This window comes from Streptomyces sp. NPDC048185, from assembly GCF_043202495.1.
GTDB lineage: Bacteria > Actinomycetota > Actinomycetes > Streptomycetales > Streptomycetaceae > Streptomyces.
Window position 1 is genome coordinate 393184 of sequence record NZ_JBIDAN010000001.1, and the last position, 24093, is coordinate 417276.

22 protein-coding genes and 1 riboswitch are annotated in these 24093 nt (G+C 71.2%); of the genes, 6 read left to right on the forward strand and 16 right to left on the reverse strand.

Annotated elements, in window-relative coordinates; all coding sequences use genetic code 11:
* Window positions 1–6: 6 nt before the first annotated feature.
* The 5 genes from ACGF3H_RS01825 to ACGF3H_RS01845 form a co-directional block, all read right to left on the reverse strand.
* Window positions 7–1197, reverse strand: a complete 1191-nt coding sequence (locus ACGF3H_RS01825) for a hypothetical protein (RefSeq protein ID WP_362499811.1) — start codon at window positions 1195–1197, stop codon at window positions 7–9.
* A gap of 49 nt (window positions 1198–1246) precedes the next feature.
* Window positions 1247–2263 (reverse strand): NlpC/P60 family protein, encoded by a 1017-nt coding sequence (locus ACGF3H_RS01830; RefSeq protein ID WP_362499810.1) that lies wholly within the window; start codon window positions 2261–2263, stop codon window positions 1247–1249.
* A 223-nt stretch (window positions 2264–2486) separates the two neighbouring features.
* Window positions 2487–3527: an NlpC/P60 family protein gene (locus tag ACGF3H_RS01835; protein WP_362499809.1), complete on the reverse strand. Its 1041-nt coding sequence runs from the start codon at window positions 3525–3527 to the stop codon at window positions 2487–2489.
* Window positions 3528–3775: 248 nt separating this feature from the next.
* The gene (locus tag ACGF3H_RS01840) at window positions 3776–5125 is read right to left on the reverse strand and encodes an NYN domain-containing protein (RefSeq protein WP_362499808.1); all 1350 of its coding nucleotides are present in this window, start codon (window positions 5123–5125) and stop codon (window positions 3776–3778) included.
* Between the two features lie 82 nt (window positions 5126–5207).
* A complete protein-coding gene (locus ACGF3H_RS01845; RefSeq protein ID WP_161168307.1) occupies window positions 5208–5447 on the reverse strand; it encodes a hypothetical protein in 240 nt (79 codons plus the stop codon).
* Between the two features lie 157 nt (window positions 5448–5604).
* Between ACGF3H_RS01845 and ACGF3H_RS01850 the strand changes: the two genes are divergently transcribed.
* Together ACGF3H_RS01850 and ACGF3H_RS01855 are read left to right on the forward strand one after the other, a co-directional pair.
* Window positions 5605–6366, forward strand: coding sequence for a rhomboid family intramembrane serine protease (locus tag ACGF3H_RS01850; protein ID WP_362499807.1), 762 nt, complete (start codon window positions 5605–5607; stop codon window positions 6364–6366).
* Window positions 6363–6644: an Lrp/AsnC family transcriptional regulator gene (locus ACGF3H_RS01855; protein ID WP_077797603.1), complete on the forward strand. Its 282-nt coding sequence runs from the start codon at window positions 6363–6365 to the stop codon at window positions 6642–6644. Before ACGF3H_RS01850 ends, ACGF3H_RS01855 begins: the two co-directional genes overlap by 4 nt.
* 89 nt (window positions 6645–6733) lie before the next feature.
* Here ACGF3H_RS01855 and ACGF3H_RS01860 read toward each other — a convergent pair whose 3' ends face one another.
* The 6 genes from ACGF3H_RS01860 to ACGF3H_RS01885 form a co-directional block, all read right to left on the reverse strand.
* Window positions 6734–8116, reverse strand: coding sequence for an aminotransferase class V-fold PLP-dependent enzyme (locus ACGF3H_RS01860; protein ID WP_362499806.1), 1383 nt, complete (start codon window positions 8114–8116; stop codon window positions 6734–6736).
* A 165-nt stretch (window positions 8117–8281) separates the two neighbouring features.
* Window positions 8282–8398, reverse strand: a riboswitch (SAM riboswitch).
* An 83-nt stretch (window positions 8399–8481) separates the two neighbouring features.
* Window positions 8482–9546, reverse strand: coding sequence for an anthranilate phosphoribosyltransferase (gene trpD / locus ACGF3H_RS01865; RefSeq protein ID WP_362499805.1), 1065 nt, complete (start codon window positions 9544–9546; stop codon window positions 8482–8484).
* Between the two features lie 132 nt (window positions 9547–9678).
* Window positions 9679–11316 (reverse strand): cytochrome bc complex cytochrome b subunit, encoded by a 1638-nt coding sequence (locus ACGF3H_RS01870; RefSeq protein WP_362499804.1) that lies wholly within the window; start codon window positions 11314–11316, stop codon window positions 9679–9681.
* On the reverse strand, window positions 11313–12371 hold the full coding sequence (locus ACGF3H_RS01875) for a Rieske 2Fe-2S domain-containing protein (RefSeq protein WP_362499803.1): 1059 nt from the start codon (window positions 12369–12371) through the stop codon (window positions 11313–11315). Before ACGF3H_RS01875 ends, ACGF3H_RS01870 begins: the two co-directional genes overlap by 4 nt.
* The gene (locus ACGF3H_RS01880) at window positions 12368–13177 is read right to left on the reverse strand and encodes a c-type cytochrome (RefSeq protein ID WP_362499802.1); all 810 of its coding nucleotides are present in this window, start codon (window positions 13175–13177) and stop codon (window positions 12368–12370) included. The genes ACGF3H_RS01875 and ACGF3H_RS01880 overlap by 4 nt, the downstream gene beginning before the upstream one ends.
* A gap of 65 nt (window positions 13178–13242) precedes the next feature.
* Window positions 13243–13863 (reverse strand): heme-copper oxidase subunit III, encoded by a 621-nt coding sequence (locus ACGF3H_RS01885; protein ID WP_077797597.1) that lies wholly within the window; start codon window positions 13861–13863, stop codon window positions 13243–13245.
* A 188-nt stretch (window positions 13864–14051) separates the two neighbouring features.
* Here ACGF3H_RS01885 and ACGF3H_RS01890 point away from each other — a divergent pair, with 188 nt between their 5' ends.
* Window positions 14052–14453 (forward strand): hypothetical protein, encoded by a 402-nt coding sequence (locus ACGF3H_RS01890; RefSeq protein WP_362499801.1) that lies wholly within the window; start codon window positions 14052–14054, stop codon window positions 14451–14453.
* A gap of 169 nt (window positions 14454–14622) precedes the next feature.
* On the opposite strand, the gene ACGF3H_RS01895 is transcribed toward ACGF3H_RS01890, so the two are convergent.
* The 4 genes from ACGF3H_RS01895 to coxB form a co-directional block, all read right to left on the reverse strand.
* On the reverse strand, window positions 14623–15900 hold the full coding sequence (locus ACGF3H_RS01895; RefSeq protein ID WP_362499800.1) for an Ig-like domain-containing protein: 1278 nt from the start codon (window positions 15898–15900) through the stop codon (window positions 14623–14625).
* 128 nt (window positions 15901–16028) lie between these two features.
* Window positions 16029–16427, reverse strand: coding sequence for a cytochrome c oxidase subunit 4 (locus tag ACGF3H_RS01900; RefSeq protein ID WP_362499799.1), 399 nt, complete (start codon window positions 16425–16427; stop codon window positions 16029–16031).
* The gene (gene ctaD / locus ACGF3H_RS01905; RefSeq protein ID WP_362499798.1) at window positions 16424–18157 is read right to left on the reverse strand and encodes a cytochrome c oxidase subunit I; all 1734 of its coding nucleotides are present in this window, start codon (window positions 18155–18157) and stop codon (window positions 16424–16426) included. The genes ACGF3H_RS01900 and ctaD overlap by 4 nt, the downstream gene beginning before the upstream one ends.
* Window positions 18154–19113 carry a cytochrome c oxidase subunit II gene (gene coxB, locus ACGF3H_RS01910; RefSeq protein WP_362499797.1) on the reverse strand — a complete coding sequence of 320 codons (960 nt, stop codon included), beginning with the start codon at window positions 19111–19113 and terminating at the stop codon, window positions 18154–18156. Before coxB ends, ctaD begins: the two co-directional genes overlap by 4 nt.
* A gap of 328 nt (window positions 19114–19441) precedes the next feature.
* On the opposite strand from coxB, the gene ACGF3H_RS01915 reads away from it, so the two are divergent.
* Complete coding sequence (locus ACGF3H_RS01915; RefSeq protein ID WP_362499796.1) at window positions 19442–20824, forward strand: aminotransferase class V-fold PLP-dependent enzyme; 1383 nt, start codon at window positions 19442–19444, stop codon at window positions 20822–20824.
* 247 nt (window positions 20825–21071) lie between these two features.
* On the opposite strand, the gene ACGF3H_RS01920 is transcribed toward ACGF3H_RS01915, so the two are convergent.
* On the reverse strand, window positions 21072–22046 hold the full coding sequence (locus ACGF3H_RS01920) for a carbohydrate kinase family protein (RefSeq protein WP_362499795.1): 975 nt from the start codon (window positions 22044–22046) through the stop codon (window positions 21072–21074).
* 133 nt (window positions 22047–22179) lie between these two features.
* Here ACGF3H_RS01920 and ACGF3H_RS01925 point away from each other — a divergent pair, with 133 nt between their 5' ends.
* Both ACGF3H_RS01925 and ACGF3H_RS01930 read left to right on the forward strand, forming a co-directional pair.
* Window positions 22180–22389 carry a hypothetical protein gene (locus tag ACGF3H_RS01925; RefSeq protein ID WP_362499794.1) on the forward strand — a complete coding sequence of 70 codons (210 nt, stop codon included), beginning with the start codon at window positions 22180–22182 and terminating at the stop codon, window positions 22387–22389.
* Between the two features lie 117 nt (window positions 22390–22506).
* Window positions 22507–24048: a hypothetical protein gene (locus tag ACGF3H_RS01930; RefSeq protein WP_362499793.1), complete on the forward strand. Its 1542-nt coding sequence runs from the start codon at window positions 22507–22509 to the stop codon at window positions 24046–24048.
* The last annotated feature ends 45 nt before the right edge of the window (window positions 24049–24093 follow it).

Consider the following 24093-nt stretch of genomic DNA (forward strand, 5'->3'; position numbering starts at 1 on the left):
CCCCGTTCAGCCGAGCTGCTCGCGCAGGTACTCCCGCCACCGCGCCGTGAACGCGTCCCGGGTCGTGCCGAGCACGTCCCGCATCGCGTCCTCGACGGCGCCCGCGCGCCCGTCGTGCGCGCCCACGGCCCGGTAGAAGGCGTCCAGCCGGTCCTCGCCCCACTGGTCGGCGATCATCCGGCAGGCCAGCCAGCCGCCCTCGTAGGCCCGGGCGAGTGCGTCCGCCTCGCCGGTGAAGCCGAAGTCCTCGTCCGTGGGCAGTCCGCCGGGCAGCCGGCCCTCGGACACCGCGCGGGTCAGCTCGGAGGCGGCCTGGGACGGCGCGCGTCCGTCGGCGCGGTAGCCGACCCAGTCGGCGTAGCCCTCGGACAGCCACAGCGGCGTCGCGGCGGTGGTGTGGGCGCGCGTGGCGACGTGGGTGGTCTCGTGGGTGAGCACGACCTGTTTGCCGAGGCTGCCGAGCAGCCCGTAGGCGTCGGGGTTGACGATGACCCGGTCCGCGGGCGCGGGCTCCCGGCCGCCCGTCTCGCCGGTGGTGACCGCCGCGATGCCCCGGTAGGAGGAGGCGGGCGAGCCGAGCAGCCCGGCCATCCCCTCCAGCGACCCCGGCACCAGGACGACGATCCGGCGGGCCCAGTCGCCGTCCCAGGCGTCGGACACGGCCGGCACGGCGCGGTCGGCGAGGTCCGCGTAGCCGCGCAGCGCCGCGGTGGGCTGCCCGACGCCGAGGACGAGGCTGTGCTCGCCCCGCACCACCCGCACCGGGCCCTGGTCCCACGGCTGCTGGCCGGACCGCTTCGCGGGCCGGTCGGAGTCGACGGACCACCGTCCGTCCCGCTCCCGGCTCAGCCGCACGGTCCGGGCGGTCGTGACGGCACCCGGGTCGTAGCCGTCGATGCGGTAGCTGAGGTCGACGTCGGCGGTGGCGGTGTCGCCGGTGCGGTGCAGGCCGGTCACGCGGTACGACCAGGCGGCCAGCGGCACCGCGCTCAGGTTGCCGAAGCCGGTCCCGGTGCCGGTGCGGGCCCAGGCGGCCCGGTCGTGGGCGAGGACGGCCGCCGCACGCCGGTCCAGGACCCGCTGCACCTCGGCCCGGACGGGGTCGGCCGCGGTCCGGCCGCCGCAGGCCACGAGGGAGACCAGCAGCAGGCACAGCGCCACCACCGAGGAACCCGACACCCGCCTTCGACCAGCCACCTCTCCGATCGTACGGGCGCCGGGCCGCGGGGGCCGGGGATCGGGGAGGTCAGACCCGGGTGACCGAGGAGACCGGCATCATGCCGACCGGGTCGTAGCGCACCGGGGCGCCGGGGTACGGGGCGTGGATCACCTGGCCGTTGCCGGCGTACATGCCGATGTGGCTGGCGTCGTCCCGGTAGGCGACCAGGTCGCCGGGCCGCGCCTCGGAGAGCGGGATCCGCCGGCCCGCGTACCGCTGCGCCTGGGAGGTGCGCGGCAGTCCGACGCCGGCCTGGGCGTACGCCCACTGGGTCAGGCCCGAGCAGTCGAAGCCGGAGGGGCCGTTGGCGCCCCAGACGTAGGGCCGCCCGAGCGCGGAGCGGGCGGCGGCCAAGGCGGCCGCCGACCGTCCGGAGGCGGGCACGGCGCTGCCGAGGGCGGGCAGGTCGGCGCGGCCGGAGCGGGAGGCGCGGCCGTAGGCGGCACGGTCACCGGCCGGGAGGGTGGCGAGCAGCCGCCGTGCCTCGGCGAGCTTGTGCTCGACGGTCTTCTTGTGGGCGGCGACGGCCTTGCGGCCCTTCTCCAGCTCGGCCAGCTTGCGCGCGGCCTCGGCGCGGTCCTGGGAGAGTTCGCGCAGGGCGCCCCGGAGCTCCCGGAGTTCACCGGCCTGGTGGGTGGTGATCCGGTCGAGCACGGAGGCCTTGTCCAGGTAGTCGTCCGGATCGGCGGAGAGCAGCAGGACGAGGGACGGGTCGACGCCCCCCGAGCGGTACTGGGCCCCGGCGAGCGAGCCGAGCCCGTCCCGCATGGTGTTGATCCGCTCCTGCTTGCGGGCCATCTCGTCCTGCGCGGCGTCGACCTCCTCGCGCAGGGCGTCGGTGCGCTCGTCGGCCTTGTTGTAGGCCTCGGTCGCCTGCTCCGCCTCCGTGTGGAGGCGGTCCACCTCGGCACGTGTGTCGTCGTGCGGCGCGGCCACGGCCGCCGGAACGGCGCCCAGGACGGCGGTGGCGACGGAGAGGAGGCCGATGGCGGCGGTGGCGCCGCGATCGAACCCGGACGGTGCAAGGCGGCGATGGGACCCCACGGGAAGCCGCACTCCTTCCGCTGGCGGACGGGAAACGCGGCAGACAGTAGCCTCGCGGCGGGGCGGCGACCAACGACCTCGGAAGGGCGCGCGACGCGACGCCCCGCCGCTGACGCAGGTCACCGGCGGGGCGGGCGGTCAGAACGTCGTGCCGTGATTCGCCCGAACGGGCGGCACGGGCGGGACGTTCCCGGTGGGTTCCCGGTCGTTCCCGCAGCGGGGATCAGACGCGGACGCCCCACATGAAGGGGCCGCCGATGGTGCTCATCGACTCGTAGCGGACGACCGTGCCGGTCCGCGGCGCGTGCAGGACCTGGCCGTTGCCGGCGTAGAGGCCCACGTGGTGCAGGTCGTTGAAGAAGAAGACGAGGTCGCCGACCTGGAGGTCGCTCATCGACGAGATGCGCGTGCCGTAGTTGGCCTGGGCCTCGGAGGTGCGGGGTATGCCGACACCGGCCTGCGCGTAGGCCCAGGAGGTGAGGCCCGAGCAGTCGAAGGAGGACGGGCCGGTGGCGCCGTAGACGTACGGGGTGCCGATCTTGCTCTGGGCGGCGGAGAACGCCGCGCCGGCGCGGCCGGAGGCGGACGCCGTGGAACCGGAGAGGGCCTCGCGCTCGCTGCTGCGGGTGGCGCGGTCCTGCTCGGCGGTGAGGGCGGCCTTCTCCGCGGCGGTGAGCGTGTTGAGGAGCTTCTGGGCCGAGGAGAGCTTGCCCTGGACTTCCTTCTTCTTCTTGCCCAGTTCGGTGCGGGTGGCGGAGAGGTCCTTGAGCTTCTTGGAGGCCTCGGCGCGCTGCTGGGCGAGGTCGCGCTGCTTCTCCTGGATCTTCTTGAGGGCCTCGACCTGCTGACCGCTGAGCTGGTCGAGCGTGGAGGCCTTGTCCAGGTAGTCGTCCGGGTCGGCGGACAGGAAGAGCTGGAGGGAGGGGTCGATGCCGCCGGAGCGGTACTGGGCACTGGCCATCGAACCGAGGCCGTCGCGCAGCTCGTTGAGCTCCTCCTGGCCGCGGGCGACGTTGTCCTGGATGGTGGAGATCTCCTCCTGGAGCTTCTCCTGCTTCTCCTTGGCCCCGTTGTACTTCTCGGTGGCCTGCTCCGCCTCTTCGTAGAGCTTGTCGACCTTGGCCTTGACCTCGTCCTTGCTCGGCTTCTCGCTCGGCGCGGCGTTGGCCGCCTGCGAGCTGAGAGCGACTGCGGCTGCCGCGGCGGTGGTGAGCACGGTCACGCGCGTGCGGCTCGGCTGCTTGGGACGACGGTGGGACGCCACGGAGTCGAGCTCCTTCTCGAGGGGGATCACCCGATCGCGGGTTCGAAGGCAGACCCTAGTGACCAAGTCGTGATGAGTTCAAATCCTCAGGTGAAAATAGTGAGACCCGAGAGGCATATTTTGCCGTGAACTCACGTGCGGTGAGGCGACCTTGACAGCGCGTCGCACCGGCGCCCCCTCAATTCGGGCAAGCGGGCCCTATGTTGCGCTTGGGGCGGACGGCGCCCCGGGGGCATACCGCCCAGGGGTCAGCCGTGCGAGAACCGCTTGAGGAGGACCACGGAGGCCACGGGTCGCGCACCCGCCTTCGCCACCCCGTCGGCGACCTCGCGGTCGGTGGAGACGACGATGACCGGACGGCCCGGCGGTTCGGCCCGCACGAGCTGGCGGATCAGCTCGTCGGCGGTGACGCCCGGCTTGGAGAACAGCACCCGCACCCCGCGCGGCGGTGCCAGCAGCACCGGCGCCGCCAGTTCGGCCCCGTCGAAGACGCAGGTCGTCTCGGCGCCGGTCTGCGCGGCGAGCTGGGAGAGCTGGCCGAGCAGGCGCAGCCGCTGCTTCTCCAGCGGCATCTGCGGATAGCCGGTCTTGGTGACGTTGTAGCCGTCGACGACCAGATGCGCCTGGGGCAGCGCCAGCAACTGGTCGAGGATGGCGGGGTCGTGCTCGGACAGGGCGCGGGCGGCGATGTCCTTGGGGGTCATCCGGCCGGGCTCGACGGCGTCCACGGTCTCCGCGGGCCGCGCCGACACCGGCGGCAGCGCGAGCTCCCGGCGCAGCCCCTGCGTGGCGTCCAGCAGCGTGTCCAGGAGCAGCCGTACCCGCATGTCCTCGACGCTGCGCCCCTCGCGGGCCGCCCTGCGGCTGGCCTCCAGCGCGGCCTCCGTCTCGCCGAGGCGGGCCTTGAGCCGCCGGCTCTCGCTCTCGGCGGCGGACACCTGGGCGTTGGCCTCGGTGCGGACGGTGTCTATCTCGTCCCGCACCTTCCGCAGGGCCGCCTCGCCGCGCTTGACGTCGCTGAGGGCGGAACGCAGCTTGCGGTGCAGCGACTCGGCCTCCTTCTTCGCCGCGTCCAGCTCGCCGCGCAGCCGCTCCGTCTCGGTCCTGGTGTGCTCCCGGGCCCGCTCCAGCTCCTCGTGCAGCCGCTCCAGCTCCGCACGGCTCTCCTCGTCGGCGCGCTCGGCGTCCGCGCGCTGCGCCTCCTCGCCGGCGGCGGTCACCAGCTTCACCCAGCCGTGCGGGCGCAGCACGTAGGCCGCGGCCGCCACGTCGAGGGGGTCCGCGGCCGGGGGCGGCGAACCGGAGTCGAGGGCGCCGGCCAGCTCCGGCTGGGCCTCCCTGAACTTCTCGCCGATCCGCTGCCGGAACAGGGTGTCGCCCTCCACGGCGGCGGCCATGGCGTTGCCGGCGAACTTGGCCCGGCGGTTGGGGGCGAAGCGGGCGTACTGTCTCAGCTGTGCGGGCAGTTCGCCGAGGGTGAGTCCGCCGAAGCCGTCGGACACGATCTGCACGACCCTGCGCCGCACTCCGTCGGGCAGCGGGCGGTCGAGCACCTCAGCGGCGCCGTCGCCCGGCCCCCCGCCGTGTGTCTCCACCATCCGTCACCCCAATGCCTCTGCTGCCTGCGCATGCCTGGGCGCGATCCCGGTTCGGGACCACGGCCCGCGGAGCCCGCTCCCGTCAGGAGCCGGCGCCCGGCCTGTCCACGAGTTCCACCTGGTCCACGGCATTGCACCAGCGGCACCGCACCGACTCGATGGTCTCACTGAGCACCTCGCGCTCCTCGACCGTCGGCTCGCCGGCCAGATCGAGGTGCACGTACTCGACGACCTTCGAGGCACGGGTCACGTCGAACCGGGTGAGGTTGCCGCAGAGGGTGCAGCGCCACCGCGTCGTGTCGGTCGGCAGGGGAACCGTCATCGTGGCTGTTCGCTCTCTATCCAGTGTCCGTGACGCGCCGGCCTCCCCGGTGCGTATGGCTCGTAACCCTACGGCCTGGCGGGTACCCGCCGCCCGCGCGTCCACGGCGGCGAGGCGGTACGGGCGGTTTCGTCCGGTTGCGTCATGCTCTGTATTCATGATCCGCAACTGGAGCACGGCGGCCCTCGGGAAGGTCAGGACGCTCGGCACGGCCCGCACCCCGCGGAGCCGCACGGCTCCGGTGACCTACGCGCTGATCACCCTGTGCTGCCTGCTGTTCCTGGTCAGCCCCGCGTCGGGCCTCGTTCCGGTCCACGGGAGCGGGGAGGAGCTGCTCGCCGCCCAGCGCGCCTGGTTCCGCCGCTGGGGCGTGATCCCCGCAGAACTGTTCGAGGACTCCCCCCGGGCCGCTCTCACGCCCGCCACGGCACTGTTCGTCCACGGCAGCTGGGTGCACCTGCTCGGCAACATGCTCTTCCTCTACGTCTTCGGCGCGATGACCGAGGCGCGGATGGGGCGGCTCCAGTTCCTGCTGTTCTACCTCGGCTGCGGCTGTCTGGCGCTGCTGGGCTACGCGGCGGCCAACGCCCACTCCCAGGAGTCGCTGGTCGGGGCGTCGGGGGCGATCTCCGCGGTCCTCGGCGCGTTCCTCTTCCTGTTCCCGAGCGCCCGGGTGACCAGCCTCCTGCCCTTCCTGCTCTTCCTGCCGCTGCGCTTCCCGGCGTGGGTGGTGCTGCCGTTCTGGGTGTCCCTGCAGTGGCTGGCGGCGGGGCGCGCCGGTGACGGGCCCGGGGTGGCCTACCTCGCGCACCTGGTGGGCTTCGGGCTCGGCTTCGTCTTCGCCTGGGTGCGGTTCGGCGGTGGGACTAGAGTTGGGGACGTTCCAGCGACGGCCCCCGAGGGAGAGAACCAGCCGTGATCAGCGCGATCGTCCTCATCAAGACCAGCGTGGACCGGATCCCCGAGATCGCGGAGCAGATCGCCTCGCTGGAGAACGTCAGCGAGGTCTTCTCCGTCACCGGCACCTACGACCTGATCGCGATGGTGCGGGTCAACCAGCACGAGGACCTGGCGGAGGTCATCCCCGGCCGGATCAGCAAGATCCCGGGCGTGGAGGGCACGGACACGCACGTGGCGTTCCGTACGTACTCGCAGCACGACCTGGAGGCGGCGTTCGCCATCGGGCTCGACAACTGAGCTCGTCCTGAGACCGGGTCCGCCGGGCCGGCCGACTGCGCCGGGCCGGCCGACGGCGCCGTGCGGGCGGGCCCGGTGGTGCGGGAGCCTCAGGCGGCGGTCCCGGCCGCGGACGTGTCCGGCACGCAACGCCCGTCCTCGGTGCGGTAGTTCCAGCGGGCGCCGTCGCTCACCAGCTCCTTGACGGCGTTCACGAACCGCTCGACGTGCTCGTCCGGGGTGCCCGCGCCGAAGCTGACCCGGATGGCGTTGAGGGACTTCTCCCCCGGCGCCGCCTCGGGGGCGCCGCACTCGCCCTGCGTCTGCGGGTCGCTGCCGAGCAGGGTGCGCACCAGCGGGTGGGCGCAGAACAGACCGTCGCGCACGCCGATGCCGTACTCCGCGGAGAGGGCGGCGGCGAAGTGGGAGCTGTTCCAGCCCTCGACGACGAAGGAGAGGACGCCGACGCGGGGGGCGTCGTCGCCGAAGAGGGAGAGGACCCGGACCTCGGGCACGCCGGCGAGCCCTTCGCGGACCTTGCGGATCAGGTGCTCCTCGCGGGCGACCAGCGTGCCGAACCCGGCCTCGGTGAGGGCCTTGCAGGCCGAGGCGATCGCGTAGGCGCCGATGACGTTGGGCGAACCGGCCTCGTGGCGGGCGGCGCTGTCGTGCCACTGCACGTCCACGCCGCCGTCCGGGCGCCGGCTGACGCTGCGGCTGGCACCGCCGCCCGCCAGGTACGGCTCGGCCTCGCGCAGCCAGTCGGCGCGGCCCGCGAGGACGCCGGAGCCGAAGGGGGCGTACAGCTTGTGCCCGGAGAAGGCGACCCAGTCGACGTCCAGGTCGCGCACGTCGACGGGGTGGTGCGGAGCGAGCTGGGCGGCGTCCAGCACGATCCGGGCACCGTGCGCGTGCGCGGCGGCGGCCAGCTCACGCACCGGCCACAGCTCGCCGGTGACGTTGGAGGCGCCGGTGACGCAGACCAGGGCGGGCCCGTACGGCTCGCGGGCGGCCAGCGCGCGCTCCAGGGTCCCGACGGCCTCGGCCGGGGTGCGCGGGGCGTCCAGGTAGGTCACGTCCGCGTCCCGCCAGGGCAGCAGCGAGGCGTGGTGCTCGGTCTCGAAGACGAAGACCCGGCAGCCGGCCGGGAGGGCGGCGGCGAGCAGGTTCAGGGAGTCGGTGGTGGACCGGGTGAACACCACCTGGTCGGCGTCGCGGCAGCCGAGGAACTCGGCGACGGTCCTCCGGGCGTTCTCGAACAGGTCGGTCGACAGCTGCGAGAGGTACCCGGCGCCGCGGTGCACGCTGCCGTAGTACGGGGCGTAGGCGGCGACGTCGTCCCAGACCCGCTGGAGCGCGGGCGCGCTGGCGGCGTAGTCCAGCGCGGCGTAGGTGACCTCGCCACCGGTGACGAGCGGGACGGTGACGTCCCGGCCCAGGACGGGCAGCGGGGCACAGACGGACTGGTCGGCGGCGACGGCGGAGACGGACATGGGTGCTCCCGTGAAGGCAGAGGACATCACCACGCGAGCGCGCACGGCTCGAGCGTGGGACGGAAAGGAAAAGGGGGATGCGGAGGCGGGGCTCTGCGGCCCTATCGCATTCGCTGATTCACGGGAGACTCCCTCGGACGACCCAGGACCCCTGGTTCCGCGAGGGGTCCGCGCTTGCCGTGAACCTTGCTGTCCACGGCCTGGTCTTCACCCGGGGCACCCCGCCACGGACGGAGGGTTGCCGGACAGTCGGCCGGGGCCTCATGACTGTCACTCATGACCTGGGAAGGAACGTACGTGAAGTGATCGCCGCCCCGCAACCCGAGTCCGGATCGCGGGACGGACGTCACTGTCCCGGGGCGGGACTACGCGTTGCTGGCGGCCACCCAGCGCTCCAGGGTCCGCCTGGCCGCGCCGGAGTCGATGGACTCGGCGGCCTGCTCCATGCCGGCCCGGATCCGCTCGGTCAGCGGTCCGTCGCCGGGCTTCAGCGCCACCAGGGCCGCCGCCGAGTTCAGCAGCACCGCGTCCCGGACCGGCCCCGGCTCGCCGGCCAGCAGGCGGCGGGCGACGTCGGCGTTGTAGGAGGCGTCGGCGCCGCGCAGCGCCTCCACCGGCACCAGTTCCAGGCCGACGTCCCGCGGGTCGAAGGACTCCTCGGTCACCGTGCCGTCCCGCACGACCCAGACCCGGGAGGTGGAGGTCGTGGTCAGCTCGTCGAGGCCGTCGTCGCCGCGGAACACCAGCGAGGAGTTGCCGCGCTCGGCGAACACCCCGGCGATGATCGGCGCCATCCGCGGGTCGGCGACACCGACCGCCTGGGCCTTCACCTTCGCCGGATTGGTCAGCGGCCCGAGGAAGTTGAACACGGTCCGCACGCCCAGCTGGCCGCGCGCGGTCGCCACGTGGCGCAGCGCGGGGTGGAACTTCACGGCGAAGCAGAAGGTGATCCCGGCCTCCTCGGCGACCTGGGCCACCCGCTTCGGGGTCAGCTCCAGATTGACCCCGAGCTTCTCCAGCACGTCGGAGGCGCCGGACGCCGAGGAGGCGGCACGGCTGCCGTGCTTGACGACCTTGGCGCCGGTGCCGGCGATGACGATGGCCGACATGGTGGAGATGTTGACGGTCTTGGCGCCGTCGCCGCCGGTGCCGACGATGTCGACGGTCTCGCCGGGCACCTCGATGACGTGCGCGTGCTCGTACATCGACCGCACACAGCCGGAGATCTCGTCGACGGTCTCGCCCTTGGCCCGCAGCGCCGTCGCGAACCCGGCGATCTGCACGTCGGTCGCCTCGCCGCGCATGATCAGGTCCATCGCCCAGGCGGTGTCGTCGACGGACAGGTCACGGCCGTCCAGCAGACCGTTCAGCAGGACGGGCCAGGAGCGGCCCGCCGCGATGTCGCCTCCAGCGGGGGTCACAGCGCTCATGAGCCGCTCCTGATCGTGTGCATCGTGGAAAAGAGAGTGTGGTCCCACCCTATCCAGCCCCCGGGCACGGCGAAGGGCCCCGTCCGCAGACCGGACGGGGCCCTTCGACCGTGGTGTGGCGACGCTGGAGGGTCAGTGGTGGCCGTGGCCGCTCGTGATCTCCTTGTACTCCTCGACGGTCGGCTTCGGAATCTGCGACTCCGGGCCGTAGTACGCCTTGCTGAGCTTGGCGCGGAGCTTCTCCGAGCCCTTCGCCTTGCGCTCGACGCCGTTCTCGTCGACCGTCGGGCCGATCTCGGCCGGCTTGTACTGCTCGTGCGAGGTGAGGGTGTGCAGCGCGCCCTGGCTGAGCGGCTCGTGGACCTCGATGAACTCACCGTGCGGCAGGCGCTTGATGATGCCGGACTCGCGTCCGTGCAGCACCTTGTCCTTGTCCCGGCGCTGGAGGCCGAGGCAGATCCGCTTGGTGATCACGAAGGCGATGACCGGGCCGACGAAGAAGCCGATCCGGACGAACCAGGTGACCGAGTTGATCGACAGGTGGAAGTGCGTGGCGACGATGTCGTTGCCACCACCGATCAGCATGATGATGTACGCGGTCACCCAGGCGACGCCGAGGGCGGTACGCGTCGGGGCGTTGCGCGGCCGGTCCAGGATGTGGTGCTCGCGCTTGTCGCCGGTCACCCACGACTCGATGAACGGGTAGACGGCGATCGCCGCGAGGAAGATACCGAAGATCACCAGCGGGATGAACACACCCAGGACGAGCGTGTGACCCCAGAAGTTGATCTCCCAGCCGGGCATGGCGCGGACGAGCCCCTCGGCGAAGCCCATGTACCAGTCGGGCTGGGCACCGGTCGACACCTGGTCGGGCCGGTACGGGCCGATGCTCCAGATCGGGTTGACCGACACGAGGCCGGCGACGGCCGCGATCACACCGAAGACCAGGAAGAAGAAGCCTCCGGCCTTCGCCATGTACACCGGCAGCAGCGGCATGCCGACGACGTTGTTGTTGGTCTTGCCGGGGCCCGCGAACTGCGTGTGCTTGTGGTAGAAGACCAGGATCAGGTGGCCCACCATCAGGCCGAGCATGATGCCCGGCAGCAGCAGGATGTGGATCGAGTAGAACCGGGCCACGAAGTCGTGGCCGGGGAACTCCCCGCCGAACAGGAACATCGAGATGTACGTGCCGACGATCGGCACGGACAGGATCGCGCCCTGCGTGAAGCGGACACCGGTGCCGGAGAGCAGGTCGTCCGGGAGCGAGTAGCCGGTGAAACCGGTGAACATGCCGAGGACGAACAGCAGGAAGCCGAACAACCAGTTGATCTCACGCGGCTTGCGGAACGCGCCGGTGAAGAAGACGCGCATCATGTGCACGAACATGCCGGCGAGGAAGATGATCGCCGCCCAGTGGTGGATCTGCCGGATGAGCAGACCACCCCGGATGTCGAAGCTGATGTTCATCGTCGAGGCGTACGCCTCGCTCATCAGCTGGCCCTGCAGCGGCACGTACGAACCGTGGTACGTGACCTCGTTCATCGACGGGTGGAAGAACAGCGTCAGATACACACCCGTGAGGATGATGATGATGAAGCTGTACATGCACACTTCGCCGAGCATGAACGACCAGTGGTCGGGGAAGATCTTGCGCATGTTGGCCTTGGCCAGGGAGTAGATCCCGAGCCGGCCGTCGGCCCAGTCGGCGACGCGCTCGCCGGCCGGTGCCTTCCCGCGTGAGCGGGACTCGTTGGTCGCTGTCGTGCTCATCCGCGCTCCCAGAAAGCAGGACCGACGGGCTCTTCGAAGTCGCTGAGCGCCTCGAGATAGCCCTCGTCGTTCACACCGATGCGCAGCTGCGGCAGGGCGTGACCGGCGGGACCGAAGATCACCCGGGCACCGTCGGAGAGGTCGAAGGTGGACTGGTGGCAGGGGCACAGCACGTGGTGCGTCTGCTGCTCGTACAGGGAGATCGGGCAGCCCACGTGGGTGCAGATCTTCGAGTACGCGACGATGCCCTCATGCGACCACTCGAGCTCGCGCTTGTCCTTGATGTCCTCCGGCTGGAGCCGGACGATCATCAGGGCGGCCTTGGCGATCTCGTCTTGGAATTCCTCGTCGTGCTCCTCCAGGCCCTCGGGCTTGGCGAAGGTGAGCGAGCCGACCGCGACGTCGGAGGGGCGCAGCGGCTCGTTCGTGTTCATGTTGACGAGCAGCTTGCCCTTGGACCACAGGGTGTGGCGGAGCTTGGTGCCGGGCAGCGGGCCGAGGTCGCGCAGCAGGACGACGCCGGAGAGCGGCACCAGGGTGAGCGCGCCCAGCATCGTGTTGCGGATCAGCTTGCGGCGCCCGATCACGGACTCCTTGGCGCCCTGCTTGAAGTCCGCGTGCACCTTGGCACGGACCTCGGGGGACGCCTCGATCGGGTGACGCTCGTCGGCGACCTCCTCGTCGGACATCAGGGTGCGCGCCCAGTGGACGGCGCCCGCGCCGATCGTGAACAGCGCCACGCCCAGCGTCAGGCCGAGCGCGAAGTTCATCGCGTTCACGTGCCCGAACGGGAAGACGAAGATCGACTTGTCGTGCGGGATGGCCACGAACGAGGCGATGAAGCCCGCGGTGGCCAGCATCGACAAGGTGAACAGGAACGCGACGACACGCTCGGACCGCTTGGCGGCCCGCTCGTCGATGTCCTGGATCCGGTGCTCGTGAGGCGGCAGCCCCGGGTCGGCGAACGGGTGGTCCTCGTCCGCGACCTTCACCGCACCGTGCGTGGTGCCCTGCTCAGCAGGCAGGTTCTCTTCTGGAATGTCTTGGCTACTCATGACTTCTTGGCCTTTGCGGTCCGGGCGGCGACCCACACGGCGACGGCGATGCAGGCACCGAGGCCGAAGATCCAGCCGAAGAGGCCCTCGCTGACCGGCCCGAGGCCGCCCAGCGACAGACCGCCGGGGCTGACGGTCTCGTCACCGTTGACCGCGTTCAGGTAGGCGATGATGTCCTTCTTGTTCTGCTCCGACATGGTCGTGTCGGGGAAGGAGGGCATGTTCTGCGGGCCGGTCTGCATGGCCTCGTAGATGTGCTTCGGGTCGACACCCTCGAGGCTGGGCGCGTACTTGCCGTGCGTCAGCGCGCCGCCCTTGCCGGTGAAGTTGTGGCACTGGGCGCAGTTGGTGCGGAACAGCTCACCGCCCTTGGCGATGTCCGCGCCCTCCGGGCCGTACTTCTCCTCGGTCGGGATGGCCGGTCCGGCACCCAGCGAGGCGATGTAGGCCGCCAGCTGGTCGATCTCGGCCTGCGAGTAGAGGTTCGGCTTGTCCGGGACCTGCGCGCCCGGCTGCTGGGCCGGCATACGGCCGGTGCCCACCTGGAAGTCGACGGCCGCGGCGCCGACGCCGACCAGGCTCGGACCGTCGGTGGTGCCCTGACCCCCGGTGCCGTGGCAGCTGGCGCAGCCGACGGCGTAGAGCTTCTTGCCCTCTTCGATGGCGAGGGACTGGGCGGATTCATCTGCCTGCGCCTTGCTCGCGGGCGCGAACGCGGCGTACAGCCCCCCGGTGCATGCCAGCGCGAGGAGTAGGACGACGAGCGCCGCCAGCGGATGGCGTCGTCGTGCGGAGAGCTTTTTCACGGATTACCCCGGTGTCAGGATCTTCTGCGTCGATGCTTCTGGTATTGCGCGGGTGCGTGCCGCGACTACTTGATCATGTAGATCGTGGCGAAGAGGCCGATCCAGACGACATCGACGAAGTGCCAGTAGTAGGACACGACGATGGCCGCGGTCGCCTGCTCGTGGGTGAACCTCCGGGCCGCGTAGGTGCGGCCGAGGACCAGCAGGAAGGCGATGAGGCCGCCCGTCACGTGCAGTCCGTGGAAGCCGGTGGTCAGGTAGAACACCGAGCCGTACGGGTCCGACGAGAGCGAGAGGCCCTCGTGCTTGACCAGCTCGGTGTACTCGAACACCTGACCGCCGATGAAGATCGCACCCATCACGAAGGTGACGATGAACCACATCCTGAGCTTCTTCACGTCACCGCGCTCGGCGGCGAACACGCCGAGCTGACAGGTGAGGGAGGAGAGCACCAGGATCGTGGTGTTCGTCGCGGAGAACGGGAAGTTCAGCGCTTCGGCCTTCTCGGACCAGAAGTCCGGGCCGGTCACCGATCGCAGGGTGAAGTACATCGCGAAGAGGGCCGCGAAGAACATCAGCTCGGAACTCAACCAGATGATGGTTCCGACGCTGGTGAGGTTCGGCCGGTTGACCGACGGGTGCGCGTGCCCGGTTTCTACTGTCGTTGCTGTCGCCACGACCGACATTATGTCGGTCGCTTATCCCGCCCTCACCCCGGGGGGTGCCGTTCGGTGTGTTCGCCCCCTCTGTAGTGCCCGTATGGCCCATCGAACGGCCCGTCGAAGCCGTGTCCGAACCAGTGCTGACGGGCTGTCCGAGGGAGTAGCATCCGGCGCAACGGGCACGACAGTCTCCACCGCGTATCGGAGGAAGCATGCAGGCGACCGCCACGGTGCTGGTCTACAGCGACGACTCCAACACCCGCGAACAGGTGCGGCTCGCGACCGGCCGCCGGCCGGCTCCGGACGTGCCCGTGGTCGAGTTCGTGGAGTGCGCGACGCCGGCCGCCGTCGTCAGGGAGCTCGACAAGGGCGGGATCGACGTGTGCGTCCTGGACGGCGAGGCCGTACCGATGGGCGGCATGGGCGTGTGCCGCCAGATCAAGGACGAGATCTTCGACTGTCCGCCGGTGCTGCTGCTCATCGCCAGGCCGCAGGACGCCTGGCTGGCCACCTGGAGCCGTGCGGAGGCCGCTGTGGCGTCGCCGGTGGAGCCGGTGGAGTTCGCGGCTGCGCTGGCCGCGCTGCTGCGGCAGAAGAGGCTGCAGGGCGTCTAGGGCCCCCGCGACCCCGGCAAGATCCGAACGACACCCCCTGGGGGCGCCTCGGGCGCGGGGGCGCGGGCTGGTCGGCGGCCTCGGCGCCGTCGTGGTCGCCCGCGCCCACGCGGCGGAGCCGCACCGCGGTACAGCCCCGCGCCCCTGACGGCGCTGCCCCAGGGTGTTCTCAGGCACTCTCCGGCCGCAGCCGGGCCTGCTCCCCGGTACCGGAACCGTCGCCCGTACCGCCCGTGAGGGCGCTGCCCTGGCGCCACTTGGTCCAGTCCAGGTTCCAGTCGCCGAAGCCGTTGCCGAAGGGCTCCATGGTCTCGCCGTCCGAGTTGATCACCTGGACGACGTCGCCCTCCTGGACCTCGCCGAAGAACCACTCGGCGTTCTCGGTGCTCATGCCGACGCAGCCGTGGCTGACGTTGGCGGAGCCCTGGGAGCCGACGGACCAGGGGGCGGCGTGCACGTACTCGCCGCTCCAGGTGACCCGGGTCGCGAAGTACACCGGCAGGTCGTACGACTCCGACGAGCCCTCGGCGATGCCGACGGTGGTGCTGCGCATGCGTACGAAGGGCTCCTTGCCCAGCACGACCTTGACGCCGTTGCGGGTCTCGAAGCCGGGCTTGCCCGTGGTGACGGGGACCTGCCGAACCTCCTCGCCGTCCCGGTAGACCGTCAGGGTGTGCGTGGAGGCGTCGGTGACGGCGACGACGCGGTCGTCCGTGGTGATCTTCAGGGACTTGGCCTTGCCGCCCCACATCCGGTCACCGATCTTGATGCCGTCGAGGTTGCTGCGCACCTGGACGGTGGCGTGGGCGGGCCAGTACTCCTGGGGCCGGTAGTGGAGCTTCTTGTCGTCCACCCAGTACCAGGCGCCCTGGACCGCGGGCGTGGACTGCACCTTCAGGGCGCGCTCCACTATGGCCCGCTGGGCCTTGTCGGCGACCGGCTGGCTCAGTTCCGCCGTGATGGGCTGGCCGACGCCGTACGCGCCCGCCTTGGGCCCGAAGGTGACGTCCAGCGTCTTCTTGGTGGTGGGCTTGCCGGTCTCGAAGGTGAGGACCTTGCGGCCGGGCGCGCCGTCGCCGTCCTCGGTGCTGACACGCACCGTGTAGCGGGAGGCCGCGGCCAGCGGGGAGGTGCTGTGCCAGCGGGACCCGTCGGCGGAGAGTTCGCCCGCCACGTAGCGGCCCGCGGCGTCCACGGCCGTGACGTCCGTGATGCGCCCGTCGGCGCCCTCGGCGACGACCTCCAGGGGCTTGTCCGGGTCGGCCTTCTTCCCGGCGTCCGTGGGGCCGTTGAAGGAGATCTGGCCGGCCGCGTCGTAGGGCGTGGCCGACAGCGGGTTGTCGTCGTCGCCCATGCAGGCGGTGACGCTCGCACCGAGCGCGATCAGCAGCAGGGTGCAGCCGACGACCGTACGCCCCCGCGCCTGGAAGTGAACCGTGTTGCTCATGACCTCACGCTAGGGAGGGACGTCAAGGGCGGCACGGTGGGTAATCCGGACGAGTGACGGGGGTACGGCAGACGAAGGGCCCGGACCCTCCTGTCGGAGTGTCCGGGCCCCTGTGCGCTCAGCGCGTGTTACTGGGTGCGGTTCTCACCGCGGTAGTACTCGAAGACCCAGCCCCACAGGCCGACCAGGATGACCGGCAGCGAGAAGTACATGACCCACCAGCCGACGGCCACGCCCAGGAAGGCGAGGGCTCCGCCGATGCCGAGGGCCAGCGGCTGCCAGCTGTGCGGGCTGAAGAACCCGACCTCGCCGGCGTCGTCGGCGACGTCCGCTTCCTTGTTGTCCTGCGCCCCGGCGTCGACCCGCTTGGCCGTGAAGGCCAGGTAGAAGCCGATCATGAGGCACAGGGCGAAGGCCAGGAAGAGGGCCGTGGCGCCGGCCGGCTCCTTCGACCACACGCCGTACGTGACCGCGACGGCGAGGATGAAGAGGCTCAGCCAGAGGAAAATCTTGCCCTGGATCTTCACTTGCCGGCCTCCTTGCCGCCAGCGAGGGTCTTTTCACCGTGACCGACGTTCTCGAGCTGGTCGAGCGCGGAGATCTCCGGGTGGTGCAGGTCGAACGCCGGCGATTCGCTGCGGATGCGCGGCAGGGTGAGGAAGTTGTGCCGCGGCGGCGGGCAGGAGGTCGCCCACTCCAGCGAGCGACCGTAGCCCCACGGGTCGTCCACGCCGACCGGCTTGCCGTACTTGGCCGTCTTCCAGATGTTGTAGAAGAACGGCAGGATCGACATGCCGAGCAGGAACGAGGCGATCGTCGAGACCGTGTTCAGCGCGGTGAAGCCGTCGGCCGCCAGGTAGTCGGCGTAGCGACGCGGCATGCCCTCGGCACCCAGCCAGTGCTGGACCAGGAAGGTGCCGTGGAAGCCGACGAACAGCGTCCAGAAGGTGATCTTGCCGAGGCGCTCGTCGAGCAGCTTGCCGGTGAACTTCGGCCACCAGAAGTGGAAGCCGGCGAACATCGCGAAGACCACGGTGCCGAAGACCACGTAGTGGAAGTGCGCCACCACGAAGTACGAGTCGGAGACGTGGAAGTCCATCGGCGGCGAGGCCAGGATGACGCCGGTGAGACCACCGAAGGTGAAGGTGATCAGGAAGCCGATCGTCCACAGCATCGGCGTCTCGAAGGACAGACTGCCCTTCCACATGGTGCCGATCCAGTTGAAGATCTTCACACCGGTCGGGACCGCGATCAGGAACGTCATGAACGAGAAGAACGGCAGCAGCACTCCACCGGTCACGTACATGTGGTGGGCCCACACCGTCACCGACAGACCCGCGATCGCGATGGTGGCCGCGATCAGGTTCATGTAACCGAACATCGGGCGGCGGCTGAAGACCGGGATGATCTCACTGACGATGCCGAAGAACGGCAACGCGATGATGTACACCTCTGGGTGCCCGAAGAACCAGAACAAGTGTTGCCACAGCAACGCTCCGCCGTTGGCCGAGTCGAAGACGTGCGCACCGAACTTGCGGTCCGCCTCCAGCGCGAACAGGGCCGCGGCCAGCACCGGGAAGGCCAGCAGGACCAGCACACCGGTCAGCAGGACGTTCCAGGTGAAGATCGGCATGCGGAACATGGTCATGCCCGGCGCGCGCATGCAGATGATCGTGGTGATGAAGTTGACCGAGCCGAGGATGGTGCCGAAGCCGGAGAAGGCCAGACCCATGATCCACAGGTCACCGCCGATACCCGGCGAGTGCACCGCGTCGGACAGCGGCGAGTAGGCGAACCAGCCGAAGTCGGCCGCACCCTGCGGGGTGAGGAAGCCGCCCACGGCCATCAGCGAGCCGAACAGGTAGAGCCAGTAGGCGAACATGTTCAGCCGGGGGAAGGCCACGTCCGGCGCGCCGATCTGGAGCGGCATGATCCAGTTCGCGAAGCCGGAGAACAGCGGCGTCGCGAACATCAGCAGCATGATCGTGCCGTGCATCGTGAACGCCTGGTTGAACTGCTCGTTCGACATGATCTGCAGGCCCGGACGGGCCAGCTCGGCGCGCATGAGGAGCGCCATCACGCCGCCGATGCAGAAGAACGCGAACGATGTGACCAGGTACAGCGTACCGATCGTCTTGTGGTCCGTGGTGGTCAGCCACTTGACGACCACTTCACCACGCCTCTGGCGCCGGACCGGCAGCTCGTCCTCGTAGTGGGACCCTGCCGCGGCACCCTGGGGTTCGTTGAGGATGCTCACAGGTTGTTCGTCTCCCGGTTCTTCTCGTGGCTCGTCTGCGCGATGCCGGCGGGAACGTAACCGGTCTGCCCCTTCTTCGCGAGGTCCTGAAGGTGCTGCTCGTAACGCTCCGGGGAGACGACCTTCACGTTGAACAGCATCCGGGAGTGGTCCACGCCGCACAGCTCGGCGCACTTGCCCAGGAAGGTGCCCTCCTTGTTGGGGGTCACCTCGAAGGCGTTGGTGTGGCCCGGGATGACGTCCTGCTTCATCAGGAACGGCACCACCCAGAAGGAGTGGATGACGTCGCGCGAGGTCAGCACGAAGCGGACCGTCTTGCCCTTGGGAAGCCAGAGGGTCGGGCCCGGGTTGTCGGTCTGCGGGTTCCGCGTACCGGGGGTGCCGCAGTCGTAGACACCGCCGGCGTTCGCCGGGAAGTCCTCCTTGAAGCGGTTCGGAATCGCTTCCAGTTCCTCGGAGGTCTTGGCGTCACCGGTGGAACCGGCGACGTCCTCGATGTGGTTGAAGCACCAGCTCCACTGGAAGCCGACCACGTTCACCGTGACGTCGGGCTTCTTCTTGAGGCTCAGAAGCTCGGACTCGTCACGGGCCGTGAAGTAGAAGAGCACCGAGACGATGATGAGCGGAACCATGGTGTACAGCGCCTCGATGGGCATGTTGTACCTGGTCTGCGGAGGAACTTCGACCTTGGTGCGGCTGCGCCGGTAGAAGAATGCACACCACAGGATCAGGCCCCACACCAGCACGCCGACGGCGAGCGCGGCAGCCCAGGATCCCTGCCACAGGGAGAGGATCCGCGGAGCCTCTTCCGTGGTCGGGGTGGGCATGCCAAGGCGGGGGAAGTCCTTGTATGTGCAACCGGTGGCGGTCGCCAGGACCAGGCCCGCGGTCAGTGCCTGCAGCAGCTTCCGCCGCATCGGGCGCCGCGGCGAGCGGTCGGAGCCGTTGGGACTCACGTAGCGCCTTCCCGAGAGTCTCGCCCGCGCTGTTCGGCTGCGGCCTTCTCGCTGGTCGGTCGCCGCCCTGCGTCGGGCAGGGGTTTGATGTTTATGCGGACCAAACCCTAGCCGACGCCCTCCGGGGGGTCGCGGGGAGGGTGGCATACGCGCCGGGGGTCACTCCTTAAGGGTGGGACGGGGGCGTCTGCGGGGCTGGAAGGTGCGGTTCCGTTGGCGGCTGACGGTGCGTCGTGGCCGCTCGCGCCCACGCGGCGGAGCCGCACATCGGCCACAGCCCCGGGCCCCTGGCGGGGCGCTGGGTCCCCCGGCGTTCTAGCGTGGCCCTGTGGCCTACTTCGATGCTGCTTCCGCTGCTCCGCTTCATCCCGTCGCCCGGCAGGCCCTGTTGGCCTCGCTCGACGAGGGGTGGGCCGACCCGGCCCGGCTCTACCGGGAGGGGCGGCGGGCCCGTCTGCTGCTGGATGCCGCCCGGGAGGCCGCCGCCGAGGCGGTGGGGTGCCGGGCGGACGAGCTGGTGTTCACCCCTTCGGGGACGGCGGCGGTCCATTCAGGGGTGGCCGGTGCGCTGGCGGGGCGGCGGCGCGTCGGACGCCACCTGATCGTGTCAGCGGTCGAACACTCCTCCGTGCTGCACGCGGCCGAGGTCCACGAGCGGAACGGCGGGACCGTCGCCCAGGTCCCCGTGGGCCGGACGGGGGCGGTGGACCCGGCGGCGTACGCGGCGGCCCTGGGCGAGGGCACCGCGCTGGCCTGTCTCCAGTCGGCCAACCACGAGGTGGGCACCGAGCAGCCGGTGGCGGAGGTGGCGGAGGCCTGCCGGGCGGCGGGGGTGCCGCTGCTGGTGGACGCCGCCCAGTCGCTGGGCTGGGGGAAGGTGGCGGGCGACTGGTCGCTGCTGGCGGCCAGCGCCCACAAGTGGGGCGGACCGTCGGGGGTCGGCCTGCTGGTCGTGCGCAAGGGGGTGCGGTTCGCACCGCAAGGTCCCGGTGACGAGCGGGAGTTGGGCCGGGCGCCCGGCTTCGAGAACCTGCCGGCGATCGTGGCCGCGGCGGCCTCGCTGCGGGCGGTGCGGGCCGAGGCGGCCGAGGAGGCGGCCCGGCTGCGGGAGCTGACGGAGCGGATCCGGGCGCGGGTGCCGGCGCTGGTGCCGGACGTGGAGGTGGTCGGCGACCCGGTGCGCCGGCTGCCCGGAGTCGTCACCTTCTCGTGTCTCTATGTCGACGGGGAGACCTTGCTGCACGAGCTGGACCGCGCGGGCTTCTCGGTGTCGTCCGGTTCGTCCTGCACGAGCAGCACCCTGACGCCGAGCCACGTCCTGAGGGCGATGGGCGTCCTGAGCGAGGGCAACGTCCGGGTGTCGCTGCCGCCGGGGACCCCTGCCGAGGACGTCGAGCGGTTTCTCGAGGTGCTGTCGGGCACGGTGGCCGCGGTCCGGGAGAAGCTGGGGGCGCCGACGGGGGCGGAGGCCGTCCGGCGGACGGGGGCCGACCTCGTCGTGGACGCGATCGGCCGCCGCTGCCCCGTCCCGGTGATCGAGCTGGCCAAGGTCATCGGCGACGTCCCGGTCGGCGGCACGGTCCGCGTCCTCTCCGACGACGAGGCGGCCCGCCTGGACATCCCGGCCTGGTGCGAGATGCGGGGCCAGGAGTACCTGGGCGAGGAACCGGCGGAAGGGGCAACGGCCTACCTGGTCCGCCGAACCGACTGACAGCCCGCAGAAGCGCAGGCCGGCCCACTCGACCCCGGACCGGCCGGCGCGCTCGAACCCGGGACCGGCTAACCGCCCCAGGAGTGCCGGCCCGGCACGCTCGAACGCCGAACCGGCTGACCGACTCAGGGGCGCGGGGAACTGCGCGACCGGCCGTCCACGGACCCGCGCCCGACGAGGCGCCTCCAGGGGCAGTCGCACAGTCGCCCGCCGAAGGCGTCGTCGCGCAGTCGCCCCGCCGGAGGCGTCAGCGCAGGTGCGCCCGGACCTCGGCGGCCGCCTCGTCCCCGTACGCCTTGGTGAACCGCTCCATGAAGTGCCCGCGTCGCAGCTGGTACTCCTGCGTCCCGACCGTCTCGATGACCAGCGTGGCGAGCATGCACCCGACCTGCGCCGCCCGCTCCAGCGACACCCCCCAGGCCAGTCCCGACAGGAACCCCGCGCGGAAGGCGTCGCCGACACCCGTGGGGTCGGCCTTGCGCTCCTCGTCCGGGACGCCGACCTCGAGGGTCGGCTCGCCGGCCCGCTCGATCCGCACGCCCCGCGCGCCCAGGGTGGTGACGCGGTGGCCGACGCGGGCGAGGATCTCCTCGTCCGTCCAGCCGGTCTTGGTCTCGATGAGCCCCTTCTCGTACTCGTTGGAGAAGAGGTAGGTCGCCCCGTCCAGCAGTATCCGGATCTCGTCGCCGTTCATCCGGGCGATCTGCTGGGAGAAGTCGGCCGCGAAGGGGATGGAGCGGGCGCGGCACTCCTCGGTGTGCCGGAGCATCGCCTCGGGGTCGTCGGCGCCGATGGAGACCAGGTCGAGGCCGCCCACGCGGTCGGCGACGGTCTTCAGCTCGATGAGGCGGGCCTCGCTCATCGCGCCCGTGTAGAAGGAGCCGATCTGGTTGTGGTCGGCGTCGGTCGTGCAGACGAAGCGTGCGGTGTGCAGCGTCTCGGAGATGCGCACCGAGTCGGTGTCGACGCCGTGCCGCTCCAGCCAGGCGCGGTACTCGTCGAAGTCCGAGCCGGCGGCGCCGACCAGGACGGGGCGGGTGCCGAGCTGGCCCATGCCGAAGGCGATGTTCGCGGCGACGCCGCCGCGGCGCACGTCGAGCTTGTCCACCAGGAAGGAGAGCGAGACCGTGTGCAGCTGGTCCGCGACGAGCTGGTCGGAGAAGCGGCCGGGGAAGGTCATGAGGTGGTCGGTGGCGATGGAGCCGGTGACTGCGATGCGCACGGCGTGGACTCTCTCCTGCGGGGAGGCGGGGTTGACAGTTCACGCTACCCGGCGGTGCGCCGACTCCGAAGCAGGCGAAACTACCCGATAGTAGAACTTCCTACGCCGTCCGGAACGTGCCTACGGTTCCCTTATGACGAACCCGAAGACCGTCGCACCCGCCCCGGCCGACCTGGAGGGCGACCTGGCGTCGCTGCGCGGCGACTGCGCCCGGATGACTCCGCGCTGGTCACCGCCCGTACGGGTCACGGCCCGCCCCGTCCCCCTGACGCTGATCCACGGTGTGCGGGTGCCGGGGACGTCGGCCCGGTTGCTGGAGGCGATGTCGGACTACGGCGACTAGGACCCGCCCGCCCGGCACACCCGCGGCCGTCCGGGTGACCCGCGCCGCCGGGGGGAACCGGATCCTCACCCACCGCGTCCCACCGCTGTCCCCAGTAACAGCCGAAGGAGCGATGCGGTGAACAGCGAGCGATCCGACCACGACGACGTTCCCGCCGCCGACGAGGCCGGCACCGGGCGTCCGGAGCGGCGGCGTCCCCCGGCGGCCGTCGTCGCGTCCGTCGCCGCCGCCGTGCTGCTCGTGGGCGCCGGCGGGGCGTACCTGGCCACGTCCGCCTCCGGCAGCGGCTCGGACGGCGGTACGTCGTCGGGGGCGCCGGGCGACGACACTCCCCCGCCGCTCCCCCTCGACGGCTACCGGGCACCGTCCCCGAGCGGCCCCGACGGTGGCGACACGAACGGCATCGCGCCCGGCGAGCCCAACCCGTACGGCGTCACCTACCGCGCCGACGGCCCGCTCCCCGAGGGGCCCGCCTCGGCGCCCGTGTACGGGGCCAGGGGCGAGGTCGGCGAGGCGGAGGTGACCCGCCTGGCGAAGGCCCTCGGCATCGACGGGGCGCCGCGGCTCCAGGGCGGGGCCTGGAAGGCCGGCAGCGCCGGGGACGGTGCGGGCCCGCTGCTCACGGTCAGCCGGCAGGCACCGGGAACCTGGACGTTCCAGCGTTACACGCCCGGTACCGACAACTGCAAGAAGGGCGCCGTCTGCAAGGCGCCGTCCGCCGGTGGGACACCGGTGAGCGAGGCGGCCGCGAAGAAGGCGGCGGCGCCGGTGCTCAAGGCAGTGGGCCAGGACGACGCGAAGCTGGACGCGAGCCAGGTCATGGGTGCCCGGCGGGCCGTGAACGCCGAACCGGAGGTCGGCGGACTGCCGACGTACGGCTGGACGACCGGCGTGGTCGTCGGCGCCCAGGGCGAGGTGGTCGGCGGCAGCGGCCAGGTGTCGGCGCCGGTCGAGGGAGACACGTACCCGGTCCTGGACGCCGGGGAGACGCTGGCGCTGCTGAACTCGCCGGGCGGCGGCCCCCGGGCCGGCATCGGCGGCTGCACGGGGCCGGTGCCGTTGGAGGAGGGCACGCGGCAGCCGCCGTGCGAGCCGTCGACGGGCGCGCCCGGGAAGCCGGGGAAGCCGCAGCCCTCCGACGGGCCCGACCGGCAGGTGATCACGGTCCGGGACGCGGTGTTCGGGCTGGCCGCGCATCCGGTGCGGGGCCGGCAGACGCTGGTGCCCTCCTGGCTGTTCGAGGTGCGCGCGCCAGGCACCGAGGACGCGTTCACGGTGACGTATCCGGCGGTCGACCCGAAGTACCTGACCTCCCCCTCCCCGTCCCCGTCCGACGGGCCGGCCTCGGCACCGGGGTCGCCCCGGGACGTGCGGGTGAGCGGCTGGACGGCCGAGGGCACCGACCTGACTGTGCACTTCACCGGCGGAGTGTGCTCGGACTACGACGCGACGGCGAAGGAGGACGGGGGGCGGGTGACGGTCACGGTGACCGAGACCCCGCACCCGGACCGGGTCTGCATCATGATCGCCAAGGAGTACGAGCGGACGGTGACGCTCGACGAGCCGCTCGGCGACCGGAAGGTCGTGGGGACGGACGGCAAGCAGATCCCGCTGTTCAAGCCCGGTGCGCGGCTTCCGGCGCCGTCCGGCGGCCGCTGACGTCCACCGGCGCGGACGGCCCCGGCGGGGGCGGCCGCCGGAAGC